Genomic DNA, 18,605 nt, shown 5'->3' with positions numbered 1-18,605 from the left:
TCACCTCACGGGGTTGTGGCAGCGCAGGGACCGGCGGCCGGTCTCGTCCAGCACCGGGGTGGTGTGGACGCAGGCGTCGACCGGCTGAGAGCACCGCGGCGCGAACGCACAGGCGTTGTCCCACGGCAGGTTGTCCGCCACCGACCCGGGGATCGGCGTCAGCTTCTCGCCGCGCGGGGCGTCGAGGCGGGGGATGGAGGCCAGCAGTCCGTTGGTGTACGGATGCCGGGGGTCGGCGAAGAGTTCGTGACGCTCACCGCGCTCGACGATGCGGCCGGCATACAGGACGTTGACCTCGTCGCAGAGGCCGGCGACGACACCGAGGTCGTGGGTGATCATCACGAGCGCGGTGCCGGTGTCCTGGACGAGTTCCTTGAGCAGCGCGAGGATCTGCGCCTGGATCGTCACGTCCAGGGCCGTCGTCGGCTCGTCGGCGATGAGCAGCCGTGGGGCACACGCGACCGCCATGGCGATGAGCGCCCGCTGCCGCATGCCCCCACTCATCTGGTGGGGGTAGTCCTTCAGCCGACGGTCCGGGTCGGGGATGCCGACCTTCTTGAGCAGGTCGCGGGCCACCGGCGTCGCGGCCTTGCGGGACATGCTGCGGTGCCGCTCGAGCACCTCGGTGACCTGCAGCCCCACCGGGACGACGGGGTTCAGGGACGACAGCGGATCCTGGAAGATCATCGCGATGTCGCGTCCGCGGCGTTCGCGCTTGGCCTTCTCGTCCAGGGCCAGCAGGTTGACGCCCTCGAAGGAGGCCTCGCCCTCGACGACGTTGCCCCGCTTGGGGAGCAGGCCCATGATCGCGAGCGAGGTCACCGACTTGCCGCAGCCGGACTCACCGACGAGGCCGACCGTCTGACCGGGGCGCACGTCGAAGCTCACGCCGTCGACGGCCTTGAACGGCTTCTCGCCGCGGCGGGTGAACGTCACCCGCAGATCACGCACCGACAGCAGCGGCGCGTCACCGCGAGTGGTCGTGGGGGGAGGGGATGCCGTGGCGGTCACCTCGTCACCTCCTGCTCTTGGGGTCGAGGGCCTCACGCAACGACTCGCCCATCAGGGTGAAGCCGAGGGCGACGAAGACGATGCACAGGGCGGGGTAGATGGCCAGGTGCGGGTAGTCCTGGATGTACTGCTGAGCCTGGCCGAGCATCTGGCCCCATTCGGGCTTGGCGTCGTCGGGGTTGCCGAGACCGAGGAAGGACAGCGCGGCCGCGTCGATGATGGAGGTGGCGAGCACCAGGGTCGACTGCACGATGACCGGCCCGAGTGAGTTGGGCACCATGTGGCGGAAGATGATCGCGCTGCGCTTGACGCCGAGGGCCCGGGCTGCGAGCACGTGGTCGCTGGACCGCTGGGCCAGCATCGAGCCACGCAGCAGTCTGGCGAAGATCGGGATCTGCACCACCGCGATGGCGATGATGACCGTCCACTGGCTGGGCTGGCGCGCCAGTGCCGCGATGGAGACGGCGAGCAGGAGCGAGGGGATCGAGAGCATGACGTCGACCGCGCGCATGACGAACGAGTCGACCGCGCCGCCGAAGGCACCGGCGAGGATCCCGAGGATGAGACCACCCAACAGACCCAGCAGGGTTGCTGCGACGCCGACGAGCAGGGTCTGGCGGCTGCCGACGATGAGGCGGGAGAGCAGGTCTCGACCCCGGTCGTCCCCACCGAGGGGGAACCCGGCCTGCGGCCCCGGGATGGGGTTGGACTGCCGGCTGACCTGGTCGATGAGCAGGCGGGCGTCGGGGTCGTGCGGCGCGATCCACGGCGCGATGATCGCGACGAGGATGAACAGGCCGGTGATGGCGGCACCCAGCAGGAACACCGGGTCGCGGCGAAGGCGTCGCCACGCGCTCGCGATGAGGGAGACGCCGGGGGCCTCGTCGACGGTGCCGGCGTCGTCGACGACCACGCTCGAGGCCGCGAGGTCGTCGATCCGCTGCTTGCGGGCGTTCATCGGGTTGCGGGGGCTCATCGGGCACGCACCCTCGGGTCGATGATCGCGTAGGAGATGTCGACGATCAGGTTCACCAGGACGTAGATCGTCGCGGTGGCGAGGATGAGCACCTGGAGCACTGCGTAGTCGCGCTGGGTGAAGGCCTGCGCGAGGGTGGAGCCGATGCCGCCGAAGTTGAACACCGTCTCGGTGAGCACGGCGCCGGCGAGCAGGCCACCGGTCTGCAGGCCGATCGTCGTGACGACGGGGAGCAGCGCGTTGCGCATGACGTGGCGGGCCCGGATGACCTGGGCGGTCAGGCCCTTGGCCTCGGCGGTGCGCACGTAGTCCTCGTCGAGGACGTCGAGCACGGACGCGCGGGTGATCCGGAAGATGACGGCGAACGGGATGGTCGCGAGGGCGATCGCGGGGAGGACGAGGTGGCGCAGGGCGTCGGCGGAGCAGTCGAACTCCCGGGTCAGCACACCGTCGAGCACGAAGAAGTTGGTCACCCGGGTGCAGCCCAGAGCGGCATCCTGACGGCCTGAGACGGGGAAGGTCTGGGTCTCGATGGCGAACCAGTACTTGAGGAGGAAGGCGAGGAAGAAGACGGGGACGGCGACCCCGATGAGCGAGAGCACCACGGCGCCGTTGTCGATGCTCGACCCGTGCCGCTTGGCCGCCACGTAGCCCAGTGGGATGGCGAACACGATGGCGATCGCCATGGCGATGATGCTGAGTTCGATGGTTGCCGGAAGGCGGGTGAAGAAGATCTCGAGCGCATCACGCCCGGGAAGCACGGCCGTCGAGGCGCCGAAGTCGCCCTGGGCCGCCCGCTGGAGGAACTTCAGGTACTGCACGTACACCGGTTGGTCGAGGCCGAACGCCTTCTCCAGCGCCGCCCGTGACTCGTCCGTGGCGCGCTCGCCGAGGATGGCGGACACCGGACCGCCGGGGAGGGATCGCAGCCACAGGAAGAGCAGCAGCGAGAGCACGAACACCACCCCGACCATCTGGATGAGCCGTCTGATGATGAATCTCGCCAACGGGTGCTCCTTGGTGCTCCGGTGAGACAGCGGTGGCCGCCTCGGACCCTAGTGGTTCGAGGCGGCCACCGCACGGGATGAACGACTGATTTCAGTCGCCCTGGCTCACTTGCTGCTGACCGTGACCTGGTCGAACATCTCGGCGGTCAGCGGGCTCGCGACGAGACCCTCGACCTTCGAGCTGACGACGAGCGCCGGCGGCGAGTGGCTGATCGGCAGGCCGGGGATGTACTCCTCGGCGATCTGCTTGTTGATCAGCTCGTAGGCGGCCTTGCGCTCGGCCTCGTCGACGATCGCGTCCGCGGCCTTGAGGTCCTCGGACAGCTTCTTGCCCCACGGGTGGGCGCTGGTCTGGAAGTCGTTCTGCTCGTAGTTGGAGAAGAACGTGCCCAGGAAGTTGTCCGCGGCGTTGTAGTCACCGGTCCAGCCGAGCAGCCACGCGTCGTAGTTGCCCGCGCTGGCGTCGTCCAGGTAGCCACCGTTCCACGGCTTGCTGACGACCTCGACCTTGACGCCGACGGCCTCGAGGTCCTTCTTGAAGGCGTCGTGGATCTTCTGCGGGTCCGGCATGTACGGACGCGAGACCTCGGTCGGGAAGGCGAACTGCAGGGTCATGCCCTCGGCGCCGGCCTCCTTGAGCAGGGTCTTGGCCTTCTCCGGGTCGTAGGCGTTGGGCTGCAACGAGGTGTTGTAGCCGGAGACGGCCTCGGGCATGAACTGGCTCGCGGCCAGCGCACCCTCGGGCAGCTGGGTCTTGACCATCTGGTCACGGTTGATCGCGTGGGAGAGGGCCTGGCGGACCTTGAGGTCCTTCAGCACGGGGTTCTTCTTCGCGTTCAGACCCATGTAGAGGATGTTGAAGGCCGGGCGCACCTCGACGGTGTTGCCCTCGTCCTCGAGACCCTTCCAGTCCACCGGGTTGGGCAGGTCGTACCCGTCGATCGAGCCGGCCTGCAGCTCCTGGCGGCGGGTGCTCTCGTCGGGGATGATCTTGAAGACGAGCTTGGCCGTCTTCGGCTTCTCGCCGTAGTACATGTCGTTGGCGACGAGCGTGACCGTCTTGTTGGCCTCGTCGTACTTGTCGAGCTTGTACGGGCCGATGCCGACGGGAGCCATGACGTAGGGCGGGTAGGTGAAGCCCTCGCCCGCTGCCTGGACGTTCCCGGCATCCCCGGAGGCCATGGCCTTGGGGGACTGCATCGAGAACGAGTCGAGCGACAGGATCGTCGGGAAGCTCGAGGTCGCGCGGGTGATGTTGATGACCGCGGTGGACTCGTCCTTGGCCTCGCACGACTTGTACAGCGAGCCCTCGGGCTTGTCACTGAACGAGCCGAAGAAGTAGCCCCAGTACTCGGCTGCGGTCTGCGCCGCACCCTTGGACTCGAACATGCGGGTGAAGTTGGCGCACACGGCCTCGGCGTTGAACGGCTCGCCGTCGGAGAACTTCACGCCCTGCTTGAGCTTGAACTCCCAGGTCAGGCCGTCTGCGGAGGGGGTCCAGCTCTCGGCGAGCTCGGGCTGCACGTCCGCGGTGCCGGGCTTGACGCCCAGGAGGCCCTGGTGCATCTGGCGGGTGACCCGGAACGTCTCACCGTCGGTGGCGAAGAACGGGTCGAACAACTTGGGGGCGCCGGCGGCGCCGAACGTGAACGTGTCCTTGAACTCGCCGCTGGCCGTGCCGGTGTCCGTGGACTCCGACTCACGGTCTGACTGGGCGCAGCCGGTCACGGTGAGGGCGGCCGCTGTCAACAGGACAACTGGCACCTTCCGCTTGAGCTTCATCGATCAACCTCGCTTGGGGTTATGCGAACCTCGGGTCGCCCGGGTGGGCGGTCGAGTTTGGGCCCGGCAGGCGAGGTGATGAGTCTCCCCACCCTCCGTGCCGGTGACCATAACGGCAAAAACAGCCCGTGGACCCGTGTCGCGCCAGTGGTTATCCAAGTGAGACCTGATCTGCGCGCAGATCCTGCACCAGACCTCGCGCATTACACCCGATTCGGTTGGGGGCGCAATACCTGAGAGACTGGTGGGTATGCCTGTATCCCGTCGCGCTGATCTCCGTAACGTCGCCATCGTCGCCCACGTCGACCACGGAAAGACCACCCTGGTCGACAAGATGCTCTGGCAGTCGGGGGCCTTCGGTGAACACGACCACATCGCCGACCGTGCGATGGACAGCGGTGACCTCGAGCGCGAGAAGGGCATCACCATCCTCGCGAAGAACACCGCCGTGCACTACGCAGGCAAGGCCGCGCTCGACGCCGGGCTCACCGACGGCATGACGATCAACATCATCGACACCCCCGGTCACGCCGACTTCGGCGGCGAGGTCGAGCGTGGCCTGTCGATGGTCGACGGTGTCGTACTGCTCGTCGACGCCAGCGAGGGCCCGCTGCCCCAGACCCGCTTCGTGCTGCGCAAGGCGCTCGCCCTGAAGATGCCGGTCGTCCTGTGCATCAACAAGGTCGACCGCCCCGACGCCCGCATCTCCGAGGTCGTCGACGAGGTCTACGAGCTCTTCATGGACCTCATGGTCGACGCCGAGCACCACCAGGACCAGCTCGAGTTCCCCATCGTGTACGCCTCGGCCAAGGCCGGTCGCGCGTCCATGAACCGCCCGGCCGACGGTGGCCTGCCCGACGGCGACGACCTCGAGCCGTTGTTCCGCACGATCATCGAGACGATCCCGGCCCCGTCCTACGACTCCGACGCGCCGCTGCAGGCGCACGTCACCAACCTCGACGCGTCGAACTTCCTGGGCCGACTCGCCCTGCTGCGCGTGCACAACGGCACCATCCGCAAGGGCCAGCAGGTCGCGTGGTGCCGCCGTGACGGTTCGGTCGAGAAGGTCAAGATCACCGAGCTGCTGATGACCGACGCCCTCGAGCGCAAGCCGGCCGAGAGCGCCGGTCCCGGCGACATCATCGCTGTCGCCGGCATCCCCGAGATCACCATCGGCGAGACCCTGGCCGACGTCGACGACCCGCGACCCCTGCCGCTCATCACCGTCGACGAGCCGGCCATCTCCATGACGATCGGGATCAACACCAGCCCCATGGCCGGCCGCGTCAAGGGCGCCAAGGTCACGGCCCGCCTCGTCAAGGACCGCCTCGACCGCGAGCTCATCGGCAACGTCTCGATGCGCATCCTGCCGACCGAGCGTCCGGACGCCTGGGAGGTCCAGGGTCGTGGTGAGCTCGCGCTCGCGATCCTCGTCGAGCAGATGCGCCGGGAGGGCTACGAGCTCACCGTCGGCAAGCCGGTCGTCGTGACCCGCGTCATCGACGGCAAGGTCCACGAGCCGATGGAGCGCGTCACCATCGACACCCCCGAGGAGTACCTCGGCCCCATCACGCAGCTCCTCGCCGCCCGCAAGGGCCGCATGGAGCAGATGACCAACCACGGCACCGGGTGGGTCCGGATGGAGTACCTCGTGCCCTCGCGCGGTCTCATCGGCTTCCGCACCCAGTTCCTCACCGACACCCGCGGCACCGGCATCGCCCACCACGTCTTCGAGGGCTACGAGCCCTGGGTCGGCGAGATCTCCACCCGGATCAGCGGTTCGCTCGTCGCCGACCGCTCCGGCCCGGCGACCGCCTACGCGATGATGAACCTCCAGGAGCGCGGCACCCTCTTCATCGCCCCGACGACGGAGGTCTACGAGGGCATGATCGTCGGCGAGAACTCCCGCGTGGACGACATGGACGTCAACATCACCAAGGAGAAGAAGCTCACCAACGTGCGCTCCGCCGGTGCTGACGTCCTCGAGCGGCTCGCCCCGCCGCGGGCGCTCTCCCTCGAGCAGTCGCTGGAGTTCTGCCGCGAGGACGAGTGCGTCGAGGTCACCCCGGAGGCCGTGCGCATCCGCAAGGTCGAGCTCGACCAGACGCTGCGCGCCCGCGCTGCCGCCCGCGCGAGGAAGAGCTGACCGAACATGTCCGCGAATGACGGCGGAGCGCAGGAACCGAGACGCACGCGTGCCGAGCGGCACGCGCAACGGCGACTTCGGATGCCGATCGCTCACCGGCACGCCGGCCTCGCGGCCGTCGTGCTCGGCACCCTGGTCGTGGCGGCCCTGGTCGTGGCCGGGGTGTTCGTCCTGCGCGATGAGCCCACGGTCGACCCGGATCGGGCGACGGCGACCTCTGCCGTCGGTGAGCGGGTCACGAGTGACGGCGGCACGATCCGGGCGCTCGCCCTGGGGCCGGTGCTCACCTGGGACCCGCAACGGCTGGCCTCGCGCGACGACATCGCGTTCGCCGGTCGGGTGTTCGCCCGCTCGCTGACGGCCTACGCACCCAACGTCGACCCCGACGCCCAGGATCGGCTCGTCGGCGACCTCGCGACCGACACCGGCACGGCCAGCGCCGACCTGAAGACCTGGTCCTTCACCCTGCGAGAGGGCATCCTCTGGCAGGACGGCACCGCTGTGACCTGTGCAGACGTCGCCTACGGCATCTCCCGCAGCTTCGCCAGCAAGGACCTGCCGGGTGGCTCCACGGATGCCCTGGCCGTCCTCGCCATCCCGAGGCAGGCCAACGGCACGAGCACGTATGCCGGGCCCTACGCCACGGGCCCGACCGTGGCCGCGGGGCAGGCGGCGTTCGACAAGGCCGTCTCGTGCGTCGGGCAGAAGATCACGTTCACGCTCAGCACCCCGCTCGGCGACTTCAACGAACTCGTGAGCCAGCCGGCCTTCGGGCCGGTCAAGAAGTCCGTCGACAAGGGCCCCGAGGGCGTGTACGAGGTCTTCTCCGCGGGCCCCTACATGCTGGAGAAGCCGTGGGTTGCCGGCCAGGGCGGCACGTTCGTGCGCAACCCGCACTGGGCCAGGTCAGCCGATCCGGTGCGCCGGGCCCACCCCGATCGCATCGAGTACCTCGAGGGCATGGACATCCAGGCCATCACCCAGCAGGTGATGGCGGACACCGACGGTGGGCGCACCTCGGTCTCCCTGGGCTCGGCCCCACCGGCCATCCAGCAGAACATCACCGCAGTCCAGAGCCTGCGCGAGCGGTCGGTGAATCCGCGAACGGGGGTCGTCGACTACCTGGTGCCCAACACCAGGAGCGCGGTCTTCAAGGACCCCTTGGCCCGCCAGGCGCTCGCCGCCGCGACCAACCGCGAGGCCTACGTGACGGCGATCGGCGGGCCGACGGCGGCGGACCCAGCACGTTCGCTCATCCCGCGCTCCCTCGCGGCTGCGCACGAAGGTGACCCCGTGGGCGCGGGCAATCGCGGCGACGCCGCCACGGCCAAGGCGCTGCTCGCCCAGGCCAAGCAGACCGAGCCGGTGCCGTTCACCGTGGCCTACCGCAGCAGCGCCACCGCGGACAAGGCGATGGCAGCCCTGGTCGCAGGCTGGCGGCTGGCTGGGTTCGAGCCCACGACCAGGCCCATCACCGATGACTACTTCACCGCCATCAGCGATCCCAGGATCGCTGGTGAGGTCGACGTCTTCTGGAGCAACTGGGCTCCGGCGTGGCCGTCCGCATCCACGATCCTGCCGCCGCTGTTCGACAGCGCGATCAACCTCACGGCGTCCGGGCCCGGGCGCGACTACGGCTACTGGAACGACCCCACGCTGAACACCCGGATGGCGCAGATCCAGCAGATCGACGACCGGGCCGAGCGTGAGGCGGCATGGGCAGTCGTCGACCAGTCCCTGCTCGAGCAGGGGGCCTACATCGGCCTGGCCGAGCGACGCGCGCTGTACGTCGCGGGGTCGGACGTCCGCAACCTGTCGGCCAACACCATCTCCGGGGGCGTCGTCGAGTTCGCGGACATCGCGGTGGCCCAGTGAGAGGTCTTCTCGACGACGTGACGATCCGCGGGCAGCGCCCCCGGCTGCTGTTCGTGCACGCCCACCCGGATGACGAGACCCTCGCGACCGGAGTGGCACTGGCCCACCACGTGGCACGCGGCGACGAGGTCCACGTCCTCACGTGCACGCTCGGCGAGGAGGGTGAGGTCATCCCGGCACCCCTGGCGCACCTCGAGGGTGCAGCGGGTGATCCGCTGGCGGACCACCGCAGAGGTGAGCTCGCTGCGGCCATGCGCTCCCTCGGCGTCGTCCACCACCTGCTCGGCGCGACCTCCGGCGATGACCGTCCCACCTGGCGTGACTCGGGCATGGCAGGATCCGCTGCCGCCGAGCACCCGCGCGCCTGGGCCGGCGCCGACCTCGACGAGGCGGCCGCCGCGGTCCGGGCCGTCATCGAGCAGGTGTGCCCCGACGTCGTCGTGACCTACGACGCGACCGGTGGCTACGGGCACCCCGACCACGTGCGCACCCACGACGCGACGGTGCGCGCGATCGCAGGCATGACCGTGCGCCCCGCCCTCTACGTCACGCTGACCCCGCAGTCCTGGGTCCTGGAGGACCGCGAGTGGTTGGCGGAGCACGTGCCGCAGGATCGCGGACTCATCGTGCCCGGGCCGCACGCCCCGTTCGCCACCTCGGTCGTCCCGGATGCCGTGGTGACCCACGTGGTGCTCGACCCCTCCGTCGTCGCGGCCCAGAGCCGGGCCCTGCGCTGCCACGAGACCCAGGTCGTCGTCGGTGACGGCTGGTACGCCCTGTCCAACCACGTCGTGTCCCGTCTCGCGGGACGCGAGGGCTACGGTCGGTTCGATCCCTTGACCGCGCAGCTCCTCGAGCAGGAGGAATCACCGTGAGCGAGCACGACCTCGATCCCGCCCAGTTCCGCCTGGCGATGGGCCGCCTCGCGTCCGGCGTCACGGTGCTCACGACGACGACGGACGGCCACGACCATGCCATGACCGCCGACACCCTCACCTCCGTGTCGCTCGACCCGATCCTGGTGCTCGTCTGCGTCGAGAACGAGACCCGGTGGCTGGCGGCGGTCGAGCAGGCCGGGGTCTTCGGCGTCAGCGTCCTCTCGGCCGAGCAGCGAGCGCTGGCGCAGTGGTTCGCCACGCCCGGTCGCCCGCTGCACGGGCAGCTCGACCGGGCCCCGCACCGCCGGGGTCCGCACACGAACATGGCGCTGCTCGACGGCGCGCTCATGCACCTCGAGTGCCGCGTCACCGCCAGCCACCCGGCCGGTGATCACCTGATCGTCGTCGCCGAGGTCCTGTCCATCACCTTGCCGGACGACGTGGGGCCAGCCCTGGTCCACTTCCGCGGAAGCTACGGGAGCATCGCATGACCGACCTGTTCGCGCACTCCCCTTCGTCAGATGCCGCGGGGGGCGCCCAGCCGAGGGCCCGGCGCCGGTGGCCCTTCCTGGTCGGCGGTGCCCTCGTGGCGCTCGTGGCCGCCTACGTGGCTGCGGCCGTGGTCCTCGGCGACCGCGTGCCCCGGGGCACGACGGTCGCGGGGGTCGAGGTGGGCGGAAAGGACGTCGAGGGCGCTCGTGACGCCCTGACTGCGGCCCTCGCCGACGCCGGCACCACACCGGTCACCCTGACCTCACCCGTGGGCGAGGTCGCCATCACGCCTGCCGATCTCGGTGTGGGCGTCGACATCGACGCCACGGTCACCTCGCTCGTGGGCTTCTCCCTCGCACCGGCCGACGTGTGGCGCAACCTCTTCGGCGGTGGCGAGGAGAACCCCGTCGTCACCGTCGACGACGCCGTGTTCACCACGGCGGTGGACCAGGCCCGTTCCGAACTGGACGCGGAACCGGTCGAGGGCTCGATCTCCGTCGCCGGTGGCAAGGTCGCCCTCAAGGAACCGACCACGGGCTCCGAGACCGACGTCGCGGGCACGGTGGCCGCCGTCAAGCGCTGGTGGCCGACGCAGAGCACCATCACGGTGGCTGCCCGAAGCGTGGAACCCAAGGTCTCCGCGCAGGAGCTCACCCGGGTCAAGACCGAGTTCGCCGACGTCGCAGTGTCCGGCCCCGTGACCGTGAAGGCGGGGGAGAAGTCCTTCACCCTCACCCCGAAGGCCTTTGCTCCGGCCATCGTCCTGGCGGCCGACGACTCGGGCGTCATCAGCCCCAAGGCCGACCTCAAGAAGTTGTCCGCGATCGTGCACGCCGCAGCGAAGAAGGCGGGCGCCGAGGTGGAGGCCAAGGACGCCGTCGTGACCTTCTCCGGCAGCACGCCCAAGGTGACCCCGGACGTTCCCGGTCTCGCCCTCGACGACGCGTCGGTCCAGACCGAGGTGTGGAAGGCGATCACGACGCCCACCCGTACGGCCACCGTCGCCACCAAGACCGTCGCGCCGAAGTTCACGACCGCGATCGCCAAGGCCACCCTGCCGAAGGAGAAGATCTCCTCCTTCACCACGTACTACCCGGCAGGGCAGCCGCGCGTGACGAACATCAAGGTCGCGTCGCGAGTCCTCAACGGGACCTACATCCCGCCGGGGGGCCAGTTCAGCATGAACGCCATCCTCGGCAAGCGCACCCCTGACAAGGGCTACGTGAAGGCAGGCATCATCAGCGGTGGACGCTCGGCGAGCGCCTACGGCGGCGGCATCTCGCAGGTGTCCACGACGATCTTCAACGCCGCGTTCTTCTCGGGCATGGAACTCGACGCCTGGACCCCGCACTACTACTACATCTCGCGCTACCCCGAAGGTCGGGAGGCCACGATCTCGTGGCCCGACCTGCACAACAAGTTCACGAACACCACCGACGGCGGCGTGCGGATGGAGGTCATCGCGACCAACTCCTCGATCACGGTGAACTTCTGGGGCACCAAGAAGTACGACGTGACCGCGACCAAGAGCGACCGCTTCGACTTCGTGCAGCCTCGCAAGTACACCGACGACAGCCCTGACTGCATCGACCAGAGCCCGGTCCCCGGCTTCAAGGTCACCGTCGGCCGGATCATCAAGGAGAAGGGCAAGGTCGTGAAGACCGAGAAGTTCACGACGAACTACCGCCCCGAGGACGACGTCACCTGCACCAACCCCAGGCCGTCCTGACGGCCAGCCGCCCTCGGCTCAGCCCGGCGGTCGCGTGAGGTTGACGTACTCGTGGTGCCGGTCGAACCCGCGCTGCCCGTAGACCGCCAGGGCCGGGTCGTTGTCGGAGTCGGTCTGCAGGTGCAAGGACGCGACGCCGGCATCGTCGGCGGCCCGGGCGAGGGCCGTCAGCATCGCGTCGGCGATCCCGCGGCGGCGCATCGTCGGCTCGACCCACATGGCGGCGATGCCACCCCAGGCCGACGCCAGTCCCAGGCGACCGATCCCGACGACCCGCCCCCCGGCATCCCGCGTGGTCGCGAACACCTGGTCGGGTGAGCCGGTGAGCACGGCCCGGGCCGCGTGGTCGTCCACGGCGCGGTAGGTGCGGTAGGCGGCGAACCAGTCGTCGGTGAGGTCACGTCCCACCGCGACTTCTTGCACTCCAGCCACCTGATGCACACCGCGCCGGGGTGGCTGGAGTGCAATCAGTCGGGTGGAGGCGGTGAGCGTCACGGTGGCGACCCGGCCGCGGTACCCGCGGCGCAGCGCCTCGGCGCCCACGAGGTCGGATGCCGGGTCGAACCCCACGGGGCCGGCGATCGTGAGGTTGGCGGGCAGGTCACGGGCCGCGTACCAGCGTTCGACGGCATCGAGCGCATCCGGCAGCGGCAGACCGGGGGAGCCGGCGGTGACGACCGAGTTGGCTCGCTGGGTGAACCCGCGGGAGGCGCGCAGCACCCAGTCGCCGAGCCGCTCGGTCTCCATGGCGGGCCAGGCGCCGACCATGACGCGTTGCAGGTCCTCGATCGACAGCGCACGGTGGGGGCTGCCCCGGCGCGACGGGGTCGGCGGGATCTCCTTGAGGGCGGTGACGAGGCTGCGTGGCACGGTGACCACGCCCCGACGCGTGCGGACCACGAGGCTCGCGGCATCCGTCTCGACGAGGTCGCCGACGACGTCGGTGAGGGTCGCCCCGGTGCGCGGGTCCACCTCAGGAAGGCGGTACCGCACCACGACGCGAGCCCCGACCCGGGGCTCACGATCGGGCAGTTCGACACGCTCGTCCATGGCCCGCATAGTATGGGCGCCATGACGTACGTGATCGCGCAGCCCTGTGTCGACCTCAAGGACAAGGCCTGCATCGAGGAGTGTCCCGTCGACTGCATCTACGAGGGTGAGCGCAGCCTCTACATCCACCCCGACGAGTGCGTCGACTGCGGTGCGTGCGAGCCGGTCTGCCCCGTCGAGGCGATCTACTACGAGGACGACGTCCCCGAGCAGTGGGCCGAGTACTACAAGGCCAACGTCGAGTTCTTCGACGACCTGGGCAGCCCCGGTGGGGCCGCCAAGCTCGGCATGATCGCCAAGGACCACCCGATCATCTCCGCGCTGCCCCCGCAGGAGCACGACGAGTAGGTCGCGGCCACCGCCGGTGCTCTCGCTCCCCGACTTTCCCTGGGACTCGCTCGCTGCGACCAAGCAGCGGGCGAGTGCCTTTTGCGACCCCGCCATCGACGGCCCGGCCGGCTCCGGCCTGGTCGACCTGTCGGTGGGCACGCCCGTCGACCCCACTCCCACCGTGGTCCGCGACGCCCTCGCTGCCGCCTCCGATGCCCACGGCTACCCGCTCACCTGGGGCACTCCTGACCTGCGCGAAGCCGTGGCCGCGTGGTTCGCGGCCCGTCGCGGGGTGCCCGACGTCGACCCTGCGGGGGTGCTTCCGACGATCGGGTCGAAGGAGCTCGTCGCCTGGCTGCCCTTGCTCATGGGCATCGGGGCAGGCGACGTCGTGGCCTTCCCGCGGGTGGCGTACCCGACCTACGACGTGGGCGCCCGGCTCGCGGGGGCCACACCGGTGGCGGTCGACGCCCTCACGGCCCTGGGCCCGCTGACGGCGGCAACCACGCCGAAGCTGCTGTGGCTCAACACCCCCGGCAACCCGACCGGCAAGGTGCTCGGCATCGAGCACCTGGCGAAGGTGGTGTCCTGGGCCCGCGAGCACGGGGTCGTGGTCGCCTCCGACGAGTGCTACGCGGAGCTCGACTGGCGCCCGCGCGCGCAGGGGTCGCGCGAGCCGCCGACCACGCCGTCGATCCTCGACCCACGCGTGACGGGTGGGTCCCACGAGGGGCTGCTGTGCGTCTACTCGCTGTCGAAGCAGTCGAACCTCGCGGGCTACCGCGGGGCCTTCGTGGCGGGTGACCCCGCCCTGGTCGGGCGGCTCCTCGAGGTCCGCAAGCACGCCGGGCTGATCGTGCCCTGGCCCGTGCAGCGCGCCATGCTCGCAGCCCTGTCCGACGCCGACCACGTCGTGGCGCAGAAGCAGCGCTACGCCGCTCGTCGGGCCGCGCTCCTGCCGGCCGTCGAGTCCTTCGGCCTGCGGGTCGACGACTCCGAGGCCGGGTTGTACCTGTGGGCGAGTGCGGGGGAGGACTGCCGGGTGAGCATCGAGCGGCTGGCCGAGCGCGGCATCCTCGCCGCCCCCGGTGACTTCTACGGCCCTGCCGGACGACAGCACGTCCGCATCGCCCTCACGGCGACCGATGAGCGCATCGAGGCCGCCGTTCGTCGCCTCGGGTGACCTCCCGGGACAAGGCAGACGGGCGTGCGGTTTCTGCTCCTGCTCCCGGACTGTAGGGTCGAATGGTTCCCTGCCCCTCGTGAAGGACGACGACATGACTGATGGCGCCACCCTGTCCGCTGCTGGCAAGCAGCTCGACCTGTCCCTCGTACGGGCCACTGAAGGCAACGGCGGGTATGACATCTCGTCCTTGCTCAAGGAGACCGGGAACGTCACGCTGGACGGTGGTTTCACCAACACGGCCAGCTGCACCAGCGCCATCACCTACATCGACGGCGACGCCGGCATCCTGCGCTACCGCGGGTACCCGATCGAGCAGCTCGCCAAGCAGTCGACCTTCATCGAGACCTCCTACCTGCTGATCTACGGCGAGCTGCCCACGCCGACCCAGCTCGCCGAGTTCGAGGGCCGGATCAGCCAGCACACGATGCTCCACGAAGACCTCAAGGGCTTCTTCCAGGGCTTCCCGCGCGACGCGCACCCCATGCCGGTGCTCTCCTCGGCGGTCTCCGCCCTGTCGACCTTCTACCAGGACAGCCTCGACCCGTTCGACAAGGAGCAGGTCGAGATCTCGACGATCCGCCTGCTGGCCAAGCTGCCGACGATCGCGGCCTACGCCTACAAGAAGTCGATCGGGCAGCCGTTCCTCTACCCGGACAACAACCTCTCGCTCGTCGAGAACTTCCTGCGGATGACCTTCGGGGTCCCGGCCACGGACTACGAGATCGACCCCGACCTCGTGCGGGCCGTCGACCTGCTGCTGGTGCTGCACGCCGACCACGAGCAGAACTGCTCGACCTCCACGGTGCGCCTCGTCGGCTCCTCGCAGGCCAACCTCTTCGCCTCGGTCTCGGCCGGGATCAACGCGCTGTTCGGCCCGCTGCACGGCGGTGCCAACCAGGCCGTGCTCGAGATGCTCGAGCGCATCGAGAAGGCCGACTTCTCCACCGACGAGTTCATGACGAAGGTCAAGAACAAGGAGGACGGCGTCCGCCTCATGGGCTTCGGCCATCGGGTCTACAAGAACTACGACCCCCGCGCCGCGATCATCAAGGACACCGCGCACGAGATCCTCGCCAAGACGGCGGGCGGTGACCACCTGCTCGAGATCGCCATGCGCCTCGAGGAGATCGCGCTGGCCGACGACTACTTCATCGAGCGCAAGCTCTACCCGAACGTCGACTTCTACACGGGCCTGATCTACAAGTCGATGGGCTTCCCCACGCGCATGTTCACGGTGCTGTTCGCGCTGGGCCGCCTGCCCGGCTGGATCGCCCAGTGGCGCGAGATGATCGAGGACCCGACGACCAAGATCGGGCGGCCGCGCCAGGTCTACGTCGGCGAGGGCGAGCGCAACTACGTGCCGGTCTCCGAGCGCTGACCGACCGCTGGCCGGTCGCTCTCACCCGAGCGGCCGGCGGCCGCGCACCCGCTCGAAGATCAGGCTCGTCTGGGCGTGAGCCACCCCCTCGACGGAGGTGAGGTGGTCCAGGACGAGGTCGCGCAGGTCGTTGGCGGTGGCGCCGCTGATGTGCACCAGGAAGTCGTCGGCCCCGGCGACGTGGTAGGCGGCGACGACCCCGGGGATGGACGCCACCCGGTCGCGAAAGGAGTCCATCGACTCCCGGGCGTGACCGGTGAAGCGCAGCGCCACCATCGCCTCGATCGGCCGACCGAGCGCGGCGAGGTCGATCTCTGCGCGGATCGCGAGCACGACCCCGGCATCGCGCAGGACCTTCACCCGTCCGGCGCACGTGGACTCCGCGATGCCCACCCGCCGCGCCAGCTCGGCGTTCGGCATCCGCCCGTCCGTGGACAGCAGCTCGACCAGGGCTCGGTCGACGTCGTCGAGTGGGCGGCGAGGAATCCGAGGGTCGGTGGTCGATGGAGAGGCCATGCACCAAAGAATCCCCGACTCAAGCACCCTCTGTCGAGGATTCCTCGGAAGTGTTGCGCCTGATTCGGTGAAAGCCCCACCATCGAGCCATGGAGCCCGTCACCGTCGCAGTCCACGCCGGCCGTGAGGACCTCGCCGCTCTCGGCGCGCACGTCCCACCCGTCGACCAGTCGAGCACGTATCCGCTCCCGAGCGTCGAGCTGGGCGGTGACGCCTACGAGCGGATGGCCACCGGTGGTCGCCCGCTCAAGGACGACTCGTTGGTGTACCAGCGACTGTGGAACCCCAACGTCGACCGGTTCGAGCTGGCGCTTGCCCAGCTCGAGGGGGCGCCCGCCGGGGTGGCCTTCGCCTCGGGGATGGCTGCGATCACTGCCTGCCTGCTCGCGACCGCCGCAGCCGGCCGCCCCCACGTCGTCGCGGTGCGACCGCTGTACGGCGGTACGGACCACCTGCTGGCCACCGGGCTGCTCGGCACCCGGGTGACCTGGGCGAGGGCTGAGGAGGTGGATGCCGCGATCCGCCCCGACACCGGTCTCGTCATCGTCGAGACCCCGGCCAACCCCTCCCTGGACCTCGTCGACATCGCCGACGTCGTCGCCAGGGCAGGCGCCGTCCCGGTGCTCGTCGACAACACCTTCGCGACCCCCGTTCTGCAACAGCCCCTGGCTCACGGTGCCGCGCTCAGCGTCCACTCGGCCACCAAGTTCATCGGTGGTCACGGGGACCTGCTCGGGGGCGTCGTGGCGACCGATGAGGAGTGGGCCGTGAGGCTGCGCCGGGTCCGGGCCCTCACCGGTGGCCTGTTGTCAGCCCAGTCGGCCTACCTCCTGCACCGCGGGCTGCAGACGCTGCCGGTGCGTGTGCTCGCCCAGCAGGAGAACGCGACCGTCGTCGCGCAGTGGCTCCAGGGCCGGCCCGAGGTCGAGCGGGTGCTGCACCCCAGCCTGCCGCAGTGCGACCCGGCAGGACTCGTGGGGCGGCAGATGAGCGGCCCCGGATCGGTCCTGTCGTTCGCGCTGCGTGGCGGGTACGCCGCAGCAGCCGCGGTCGCCGACACCTGTCGCCTGGTCACCCACGCGGTCTCACTGGGCGGGGTCGACACCCTCATCCAGCACCCGGCCGCCCTGACCCACCGACCGGTCGCGCCGGAGGCCCGGCCCGACTCGGGGCTCCTGCGCCTGTCCGTCGGCCTGGAGAGCCCGCAGGACGTCATCGCTGACCTCGCCCGCGCGCTCGCGGTGGTGCACGAACACATCCCCGTCGTCGAGCGAGAGCTCAGCCTCGCCACCTGAGCAGACCCGGGGCGCTCCAGGCGCTCGTGCGCCTGGACGACGGGTCAGGTGAGGTGGATCGTGACCGCGGGAGCATCAGCAGAGGGCGCCTCGCCGGTGCGCCACTCGCGGGCCGCGTCTCCCATGCCCCGTTGCCACTCGCGGTCGCCGACGACGACGCGCACCGCGCCGGTGTCGACCGCCCGGGCCACCCCCCACGAGCCGACCGCCCAGGCGAGGTCCTCGTCGTCGGTGCTCAGCGTGACCGTGTCACCGTCGACGTCGGCCGTGACGCCGAAGTCCTGCTCGATGAGGTCTGCGACGGCGCGTGGATCTCCCGGTGCTGCCGGGTCCTCGAGGGTGCACACCATCCCGGCGTGGGTCTGGCCGGACAGCACGGATGCCGTGGCCCGCGCCTGCGCCTCGTGCTGGGCGTAGGCCTTTCCGGCGGCCGAGCGCTGCACCTCCTGGGCGGCGTCGGTGATCTCCATGTCCGTGTAGTTCTCGACCTTCACCAGCGCGTCGTAGAACTTGTTCGTCGAGTACTCCGGGTTGAGGATCTGCTCGGGTGTGCCCCACCCCTGTGAGGGCCGCTGCTGGAACAGGCCCAGCGAGTCACGGTCGCCATAGGTGATGTTGCGGACCTTGGACTCCTGCATGGCCGTGGCGATCGCGATGGTGGCCGCCCGTGGAGGCAGGTCGCGCTTGATCGCGATGGCGGTGATGGCGGCTGCGTTGCTCGCCTGGTCGGGCGCCCACTGGAAGGTCGAACCGGCCGCGGTCACCTCGCACTGCTCGGGCGCCCACAACGTGCGCAGGTAGCCGACGGCGGCGTATCCCCCGACGGCGACGACCCCGAGCATCGCGAGCACCACGAGGGCGCCGAGGCGTCGACGGGCCGGCGAGCGGGGCTCGTGTTCGGCAAGGGTGATGGCGCCCTTGGCGGTGCGGGGCATGGGGGAGGAGTCCTTCAGG

Annotated in this window: 16 protein-coding genes; 9 read left to right on the top strand and 7 right to left on the bottom strand. The window is 69.8% G+C overall.

The window, feature by feature from the left end; all coding sequences use genetic code 11:
- The 4 genes from C8E84_RS07140 to C8E84_RS07125 form a co-directional block, all read right to left on the bottom strand.
- Nucleotides 1–1,011, bottom strand: a complete 1,011-nt coding sequence (locus C8E84_RS07140) for an ABC transporter ATP-binding protein (protein WP_211675425.1) — start codon at nt 1,009–1,011, stop codon at nt 1–3.
- 4 nt (nt 1,012–1,015) lie between these two features.
- Nucleotides 1,016–1,987, bottom strand: coding sequence for an ABC transporter permease (locus C8E84_RS07135; RefSeq protein WP_246196837.1), 972 nt, complete (start codon nt 1,985–1,987; stop codon nt 1,016–1,018).
- Nucleotides 1,984–2,994, bottom strand: coding sequence for an ABC transporter permease (locus C8E84_RS07130; protein ID WP_159900781.1), 1,011 nt, complete (start codon nt 2,992–2,994; stop codon nt 1,984–1,986). Before C8E84_RS07130 ends, C8E84_RS07135 begins: the two co-directional genes overlap by 4 nt.
- 105 nt (nt 2,995–3,099) lie before the next feature.
- Complete coding sequence (locus tag C8E84_RS07125) at nt 3,100–4,776, bottom strand: ABC transporter substrate-binding protein (RefSeq protein WP_159900779.1); 1,677 nt, start codon at nt 4,774–4,776, stop codon at nt 3,100–3,102.
- 250 nt (nt 4,777–5,026) lie between these two features.
- Between C8E84_RS07125 and typA the strand changes: the two genes are divergently transcribed.
- The 5 genes from typA to C8E84_RS07100 all read left to right on the top strand — a co-directional run bounded on the left by typA (nt 5,027) and on the right by C8E84_RS07100 (nt 11,896).
- Complete coding sequence (gene typA / locus C8E84_RS07120; protein WP_159900777.1) at nt 5,027–6,922, top strand: translational GTPase TypA; 1,896 nt, start codon at nt 5,027–5,029, stop codon at nt 6,920–6,922.
- Nucleotides 6,923–7,003: 81 nt separating this feature from the next.
- On the top strand, nt 7,004–8,797 hold the full coding sequence (locus tag C8E84_RS07115; protein ID WP_159900775.1) for an ABC transporter substrate-binding protein: 1,794 nt from the start codon (nt 7,004–7,006) through the stop codon (nt 8,795–8,797).
- The gene (gene mshB / locus C8E84_RS07110) at nt 8,794–9,672 is read left to right on the top strand and encodes an N-acetyl-1-D-myo-inositol-2-amino-2-deoxy-alpha-D-glucopyranoside deacetylase (RefSeq protein ID WP_246196836.1); all 879 of its coding nucleotides are present in this window, start codon (nt 8,794–8,796) and stop codon (nt 9,670–9,672) included. Before C8E84_RS07115 ends, mshB begins: the two co-directional genes overlap by 4 nt.
- Nucleotides 9,669–10,166 carry a flavin reductase family protein gene (locus C8E84_RS07105; RefSeq protein WP_246196835.1) on the top strand — a complete coding sequence of 166 codons (498 nt, stop codon included), beginning with the start codon at nt 9,669–9,671 and terminating at the stop codon, nt 10,164–10,166. Before mshB ends, C8E84_RS07105 begins: the two co-directional genes overlap by 4 nt.
- Nucleotides 10,163–11,896 (top strand): VanW family protein, encoded by a 1,734-nt coding sequence (locus tag C8E84_RS07100; protein ID WP_159900773.1) that lies wholly within the window; start codon nt 10,163–10,165, stop codon nt 11,894–11,896. Before C8E84_RS07105 ends, C8E84_RS07100 begins: the two co-directional genes overlap by 4 nt.
- A gap of 18 nt (nt 11,897–11,914) precedes the next feature.
- Here C8E84_RS07100 and C8E84_RS07095 read toward each other — a convergent pair whose 3' ends face one another.
- Nucleotides 11,915–12,946, bottom strand: coding sequence for a GNAT family N-acetyltransferase (locus C8E84_RS07095; RefSeq protein WP_159900771.1), 1,032 nt, complete (start codon nt 12,944–12,946; stop codon nt 11,915–11,917).
- Nucleotides 12,947–12,967: 21 nt separating this feature from the next.
- On the opposite strand from C8E84_RS07095, the gene fdxA reads away from it, so the two are divergent.
- The 3 genes from fdxA to C8E84_RS07080 all read left to right on the top strand — a co-directional run bounded on the left by fdxA (nt 12,968) and on the right by C8E84_RS07080 (nt 15,840).
- Nucleotides 12,968–13,294 (top strand): ferredoxin, encoded by a 327-nt coding sequence (gene fdxA / locus C8E84_RS07090; RefSeq protein ID WP_159900769.1) that lies wholly within the window; start codon nt 12,968–12,970, stop codon nt 13,292–13,294.
- A 16-nt stretch (nt 13,295–13,310) separates the two neighbouring features.
- Nucleotides 13,311–14,459 (top strand): succinyldiaminopimelate transaminase, encoded by a 1,149-nt coding sequence (dapC, locus tag C8E84_RS07085; RefSeq protein WP_159900767.1) that lies wholly within the window; start codon nt 13,311–13,313, stop codon nt 14,457–14,459.
- A 94-nt stretch (nt 14,460–14,553) separates the two neighbouring features.
- Nucleotides 14,554–15,840, top strand: coding sequence for a citrate synthase (locus C8E84_RS07080; RefSeq protein WP_159900765.1), 1,287 nt, complete (start codon nt 14,554–14,556; stop codon nt 15,838–15,840).
- A gap of 21 nt (nt 15,841–15,861) precedes the next feature.
- On the opposite strand, the gene C8E84_RS07075 is transcribed toward C8E84_RS07080, so the two are convergent.
- Nucleotides 15,862–16,356 carry an Lrp/AsnC family transcriptional regulator gene (locus tag C8E84_RS07075; protein ID WP_159900754.1) on the bottom strand — a complete coding sequence of 165 codons (495 nt, stop codon included), beginning with the start codon at nt 16,354–16,356 and terminating at the stop codon, nt 15,862–15,864.
- 89 nt (nt 16,357–16,445) lie between these two features.
- Here C8E84_RS07075 and C8E84_RS07070 point away from each other — a divergent pair, with 89 nt between their 5' ends.
- Nucleotides 16,446–17,651 carry a trans-sulfuration enzyme family protein gene (locus C8E84_RS07070; protein ID WP_159900752.1) on the top strand — a complete coding sequence of 402 codons (1,206 nt, stop codon included), beginning with the start codon at nt 16,446–16,448 and terminating at the stop codon, nt 17,649–17,651.
- Between the two features lie 44 nt (nt 17,652–17,695).
- Here C8E84_RS07070 and C8E84_RS07065 read toward each other — a convergent pair whose 3' ends face one another.
- The gene (locus C8E84_RS07065; RefSeq protein ID WP_246196834.1) at nt 17,696–18,586 is read right to left on the bottom strand and encodes a hypothetical protein; all 891 of its coding nucleotides are present in this window, start codon (nt 18,584–18,586) and stop codon (nt 17,696–17,698) included.
- Nucleotides 18,587–18,605: the final 19 nt, after the last annotated feature.

It is taken from the genome of Ornithinibacter aureus, from assembly GCF_009858245.1.
Classification (GTDB): Bacteria; Actinomycetota; Actinomycetes; order Actinomycetales; family Dermatophilaceae; genus Fodinibacter; species Fodinibacter aureus.
Note: the sequence above shows the minus strand (reverse complement) of the source record. Positions and strands in the feature narration are given on the sequence as shown.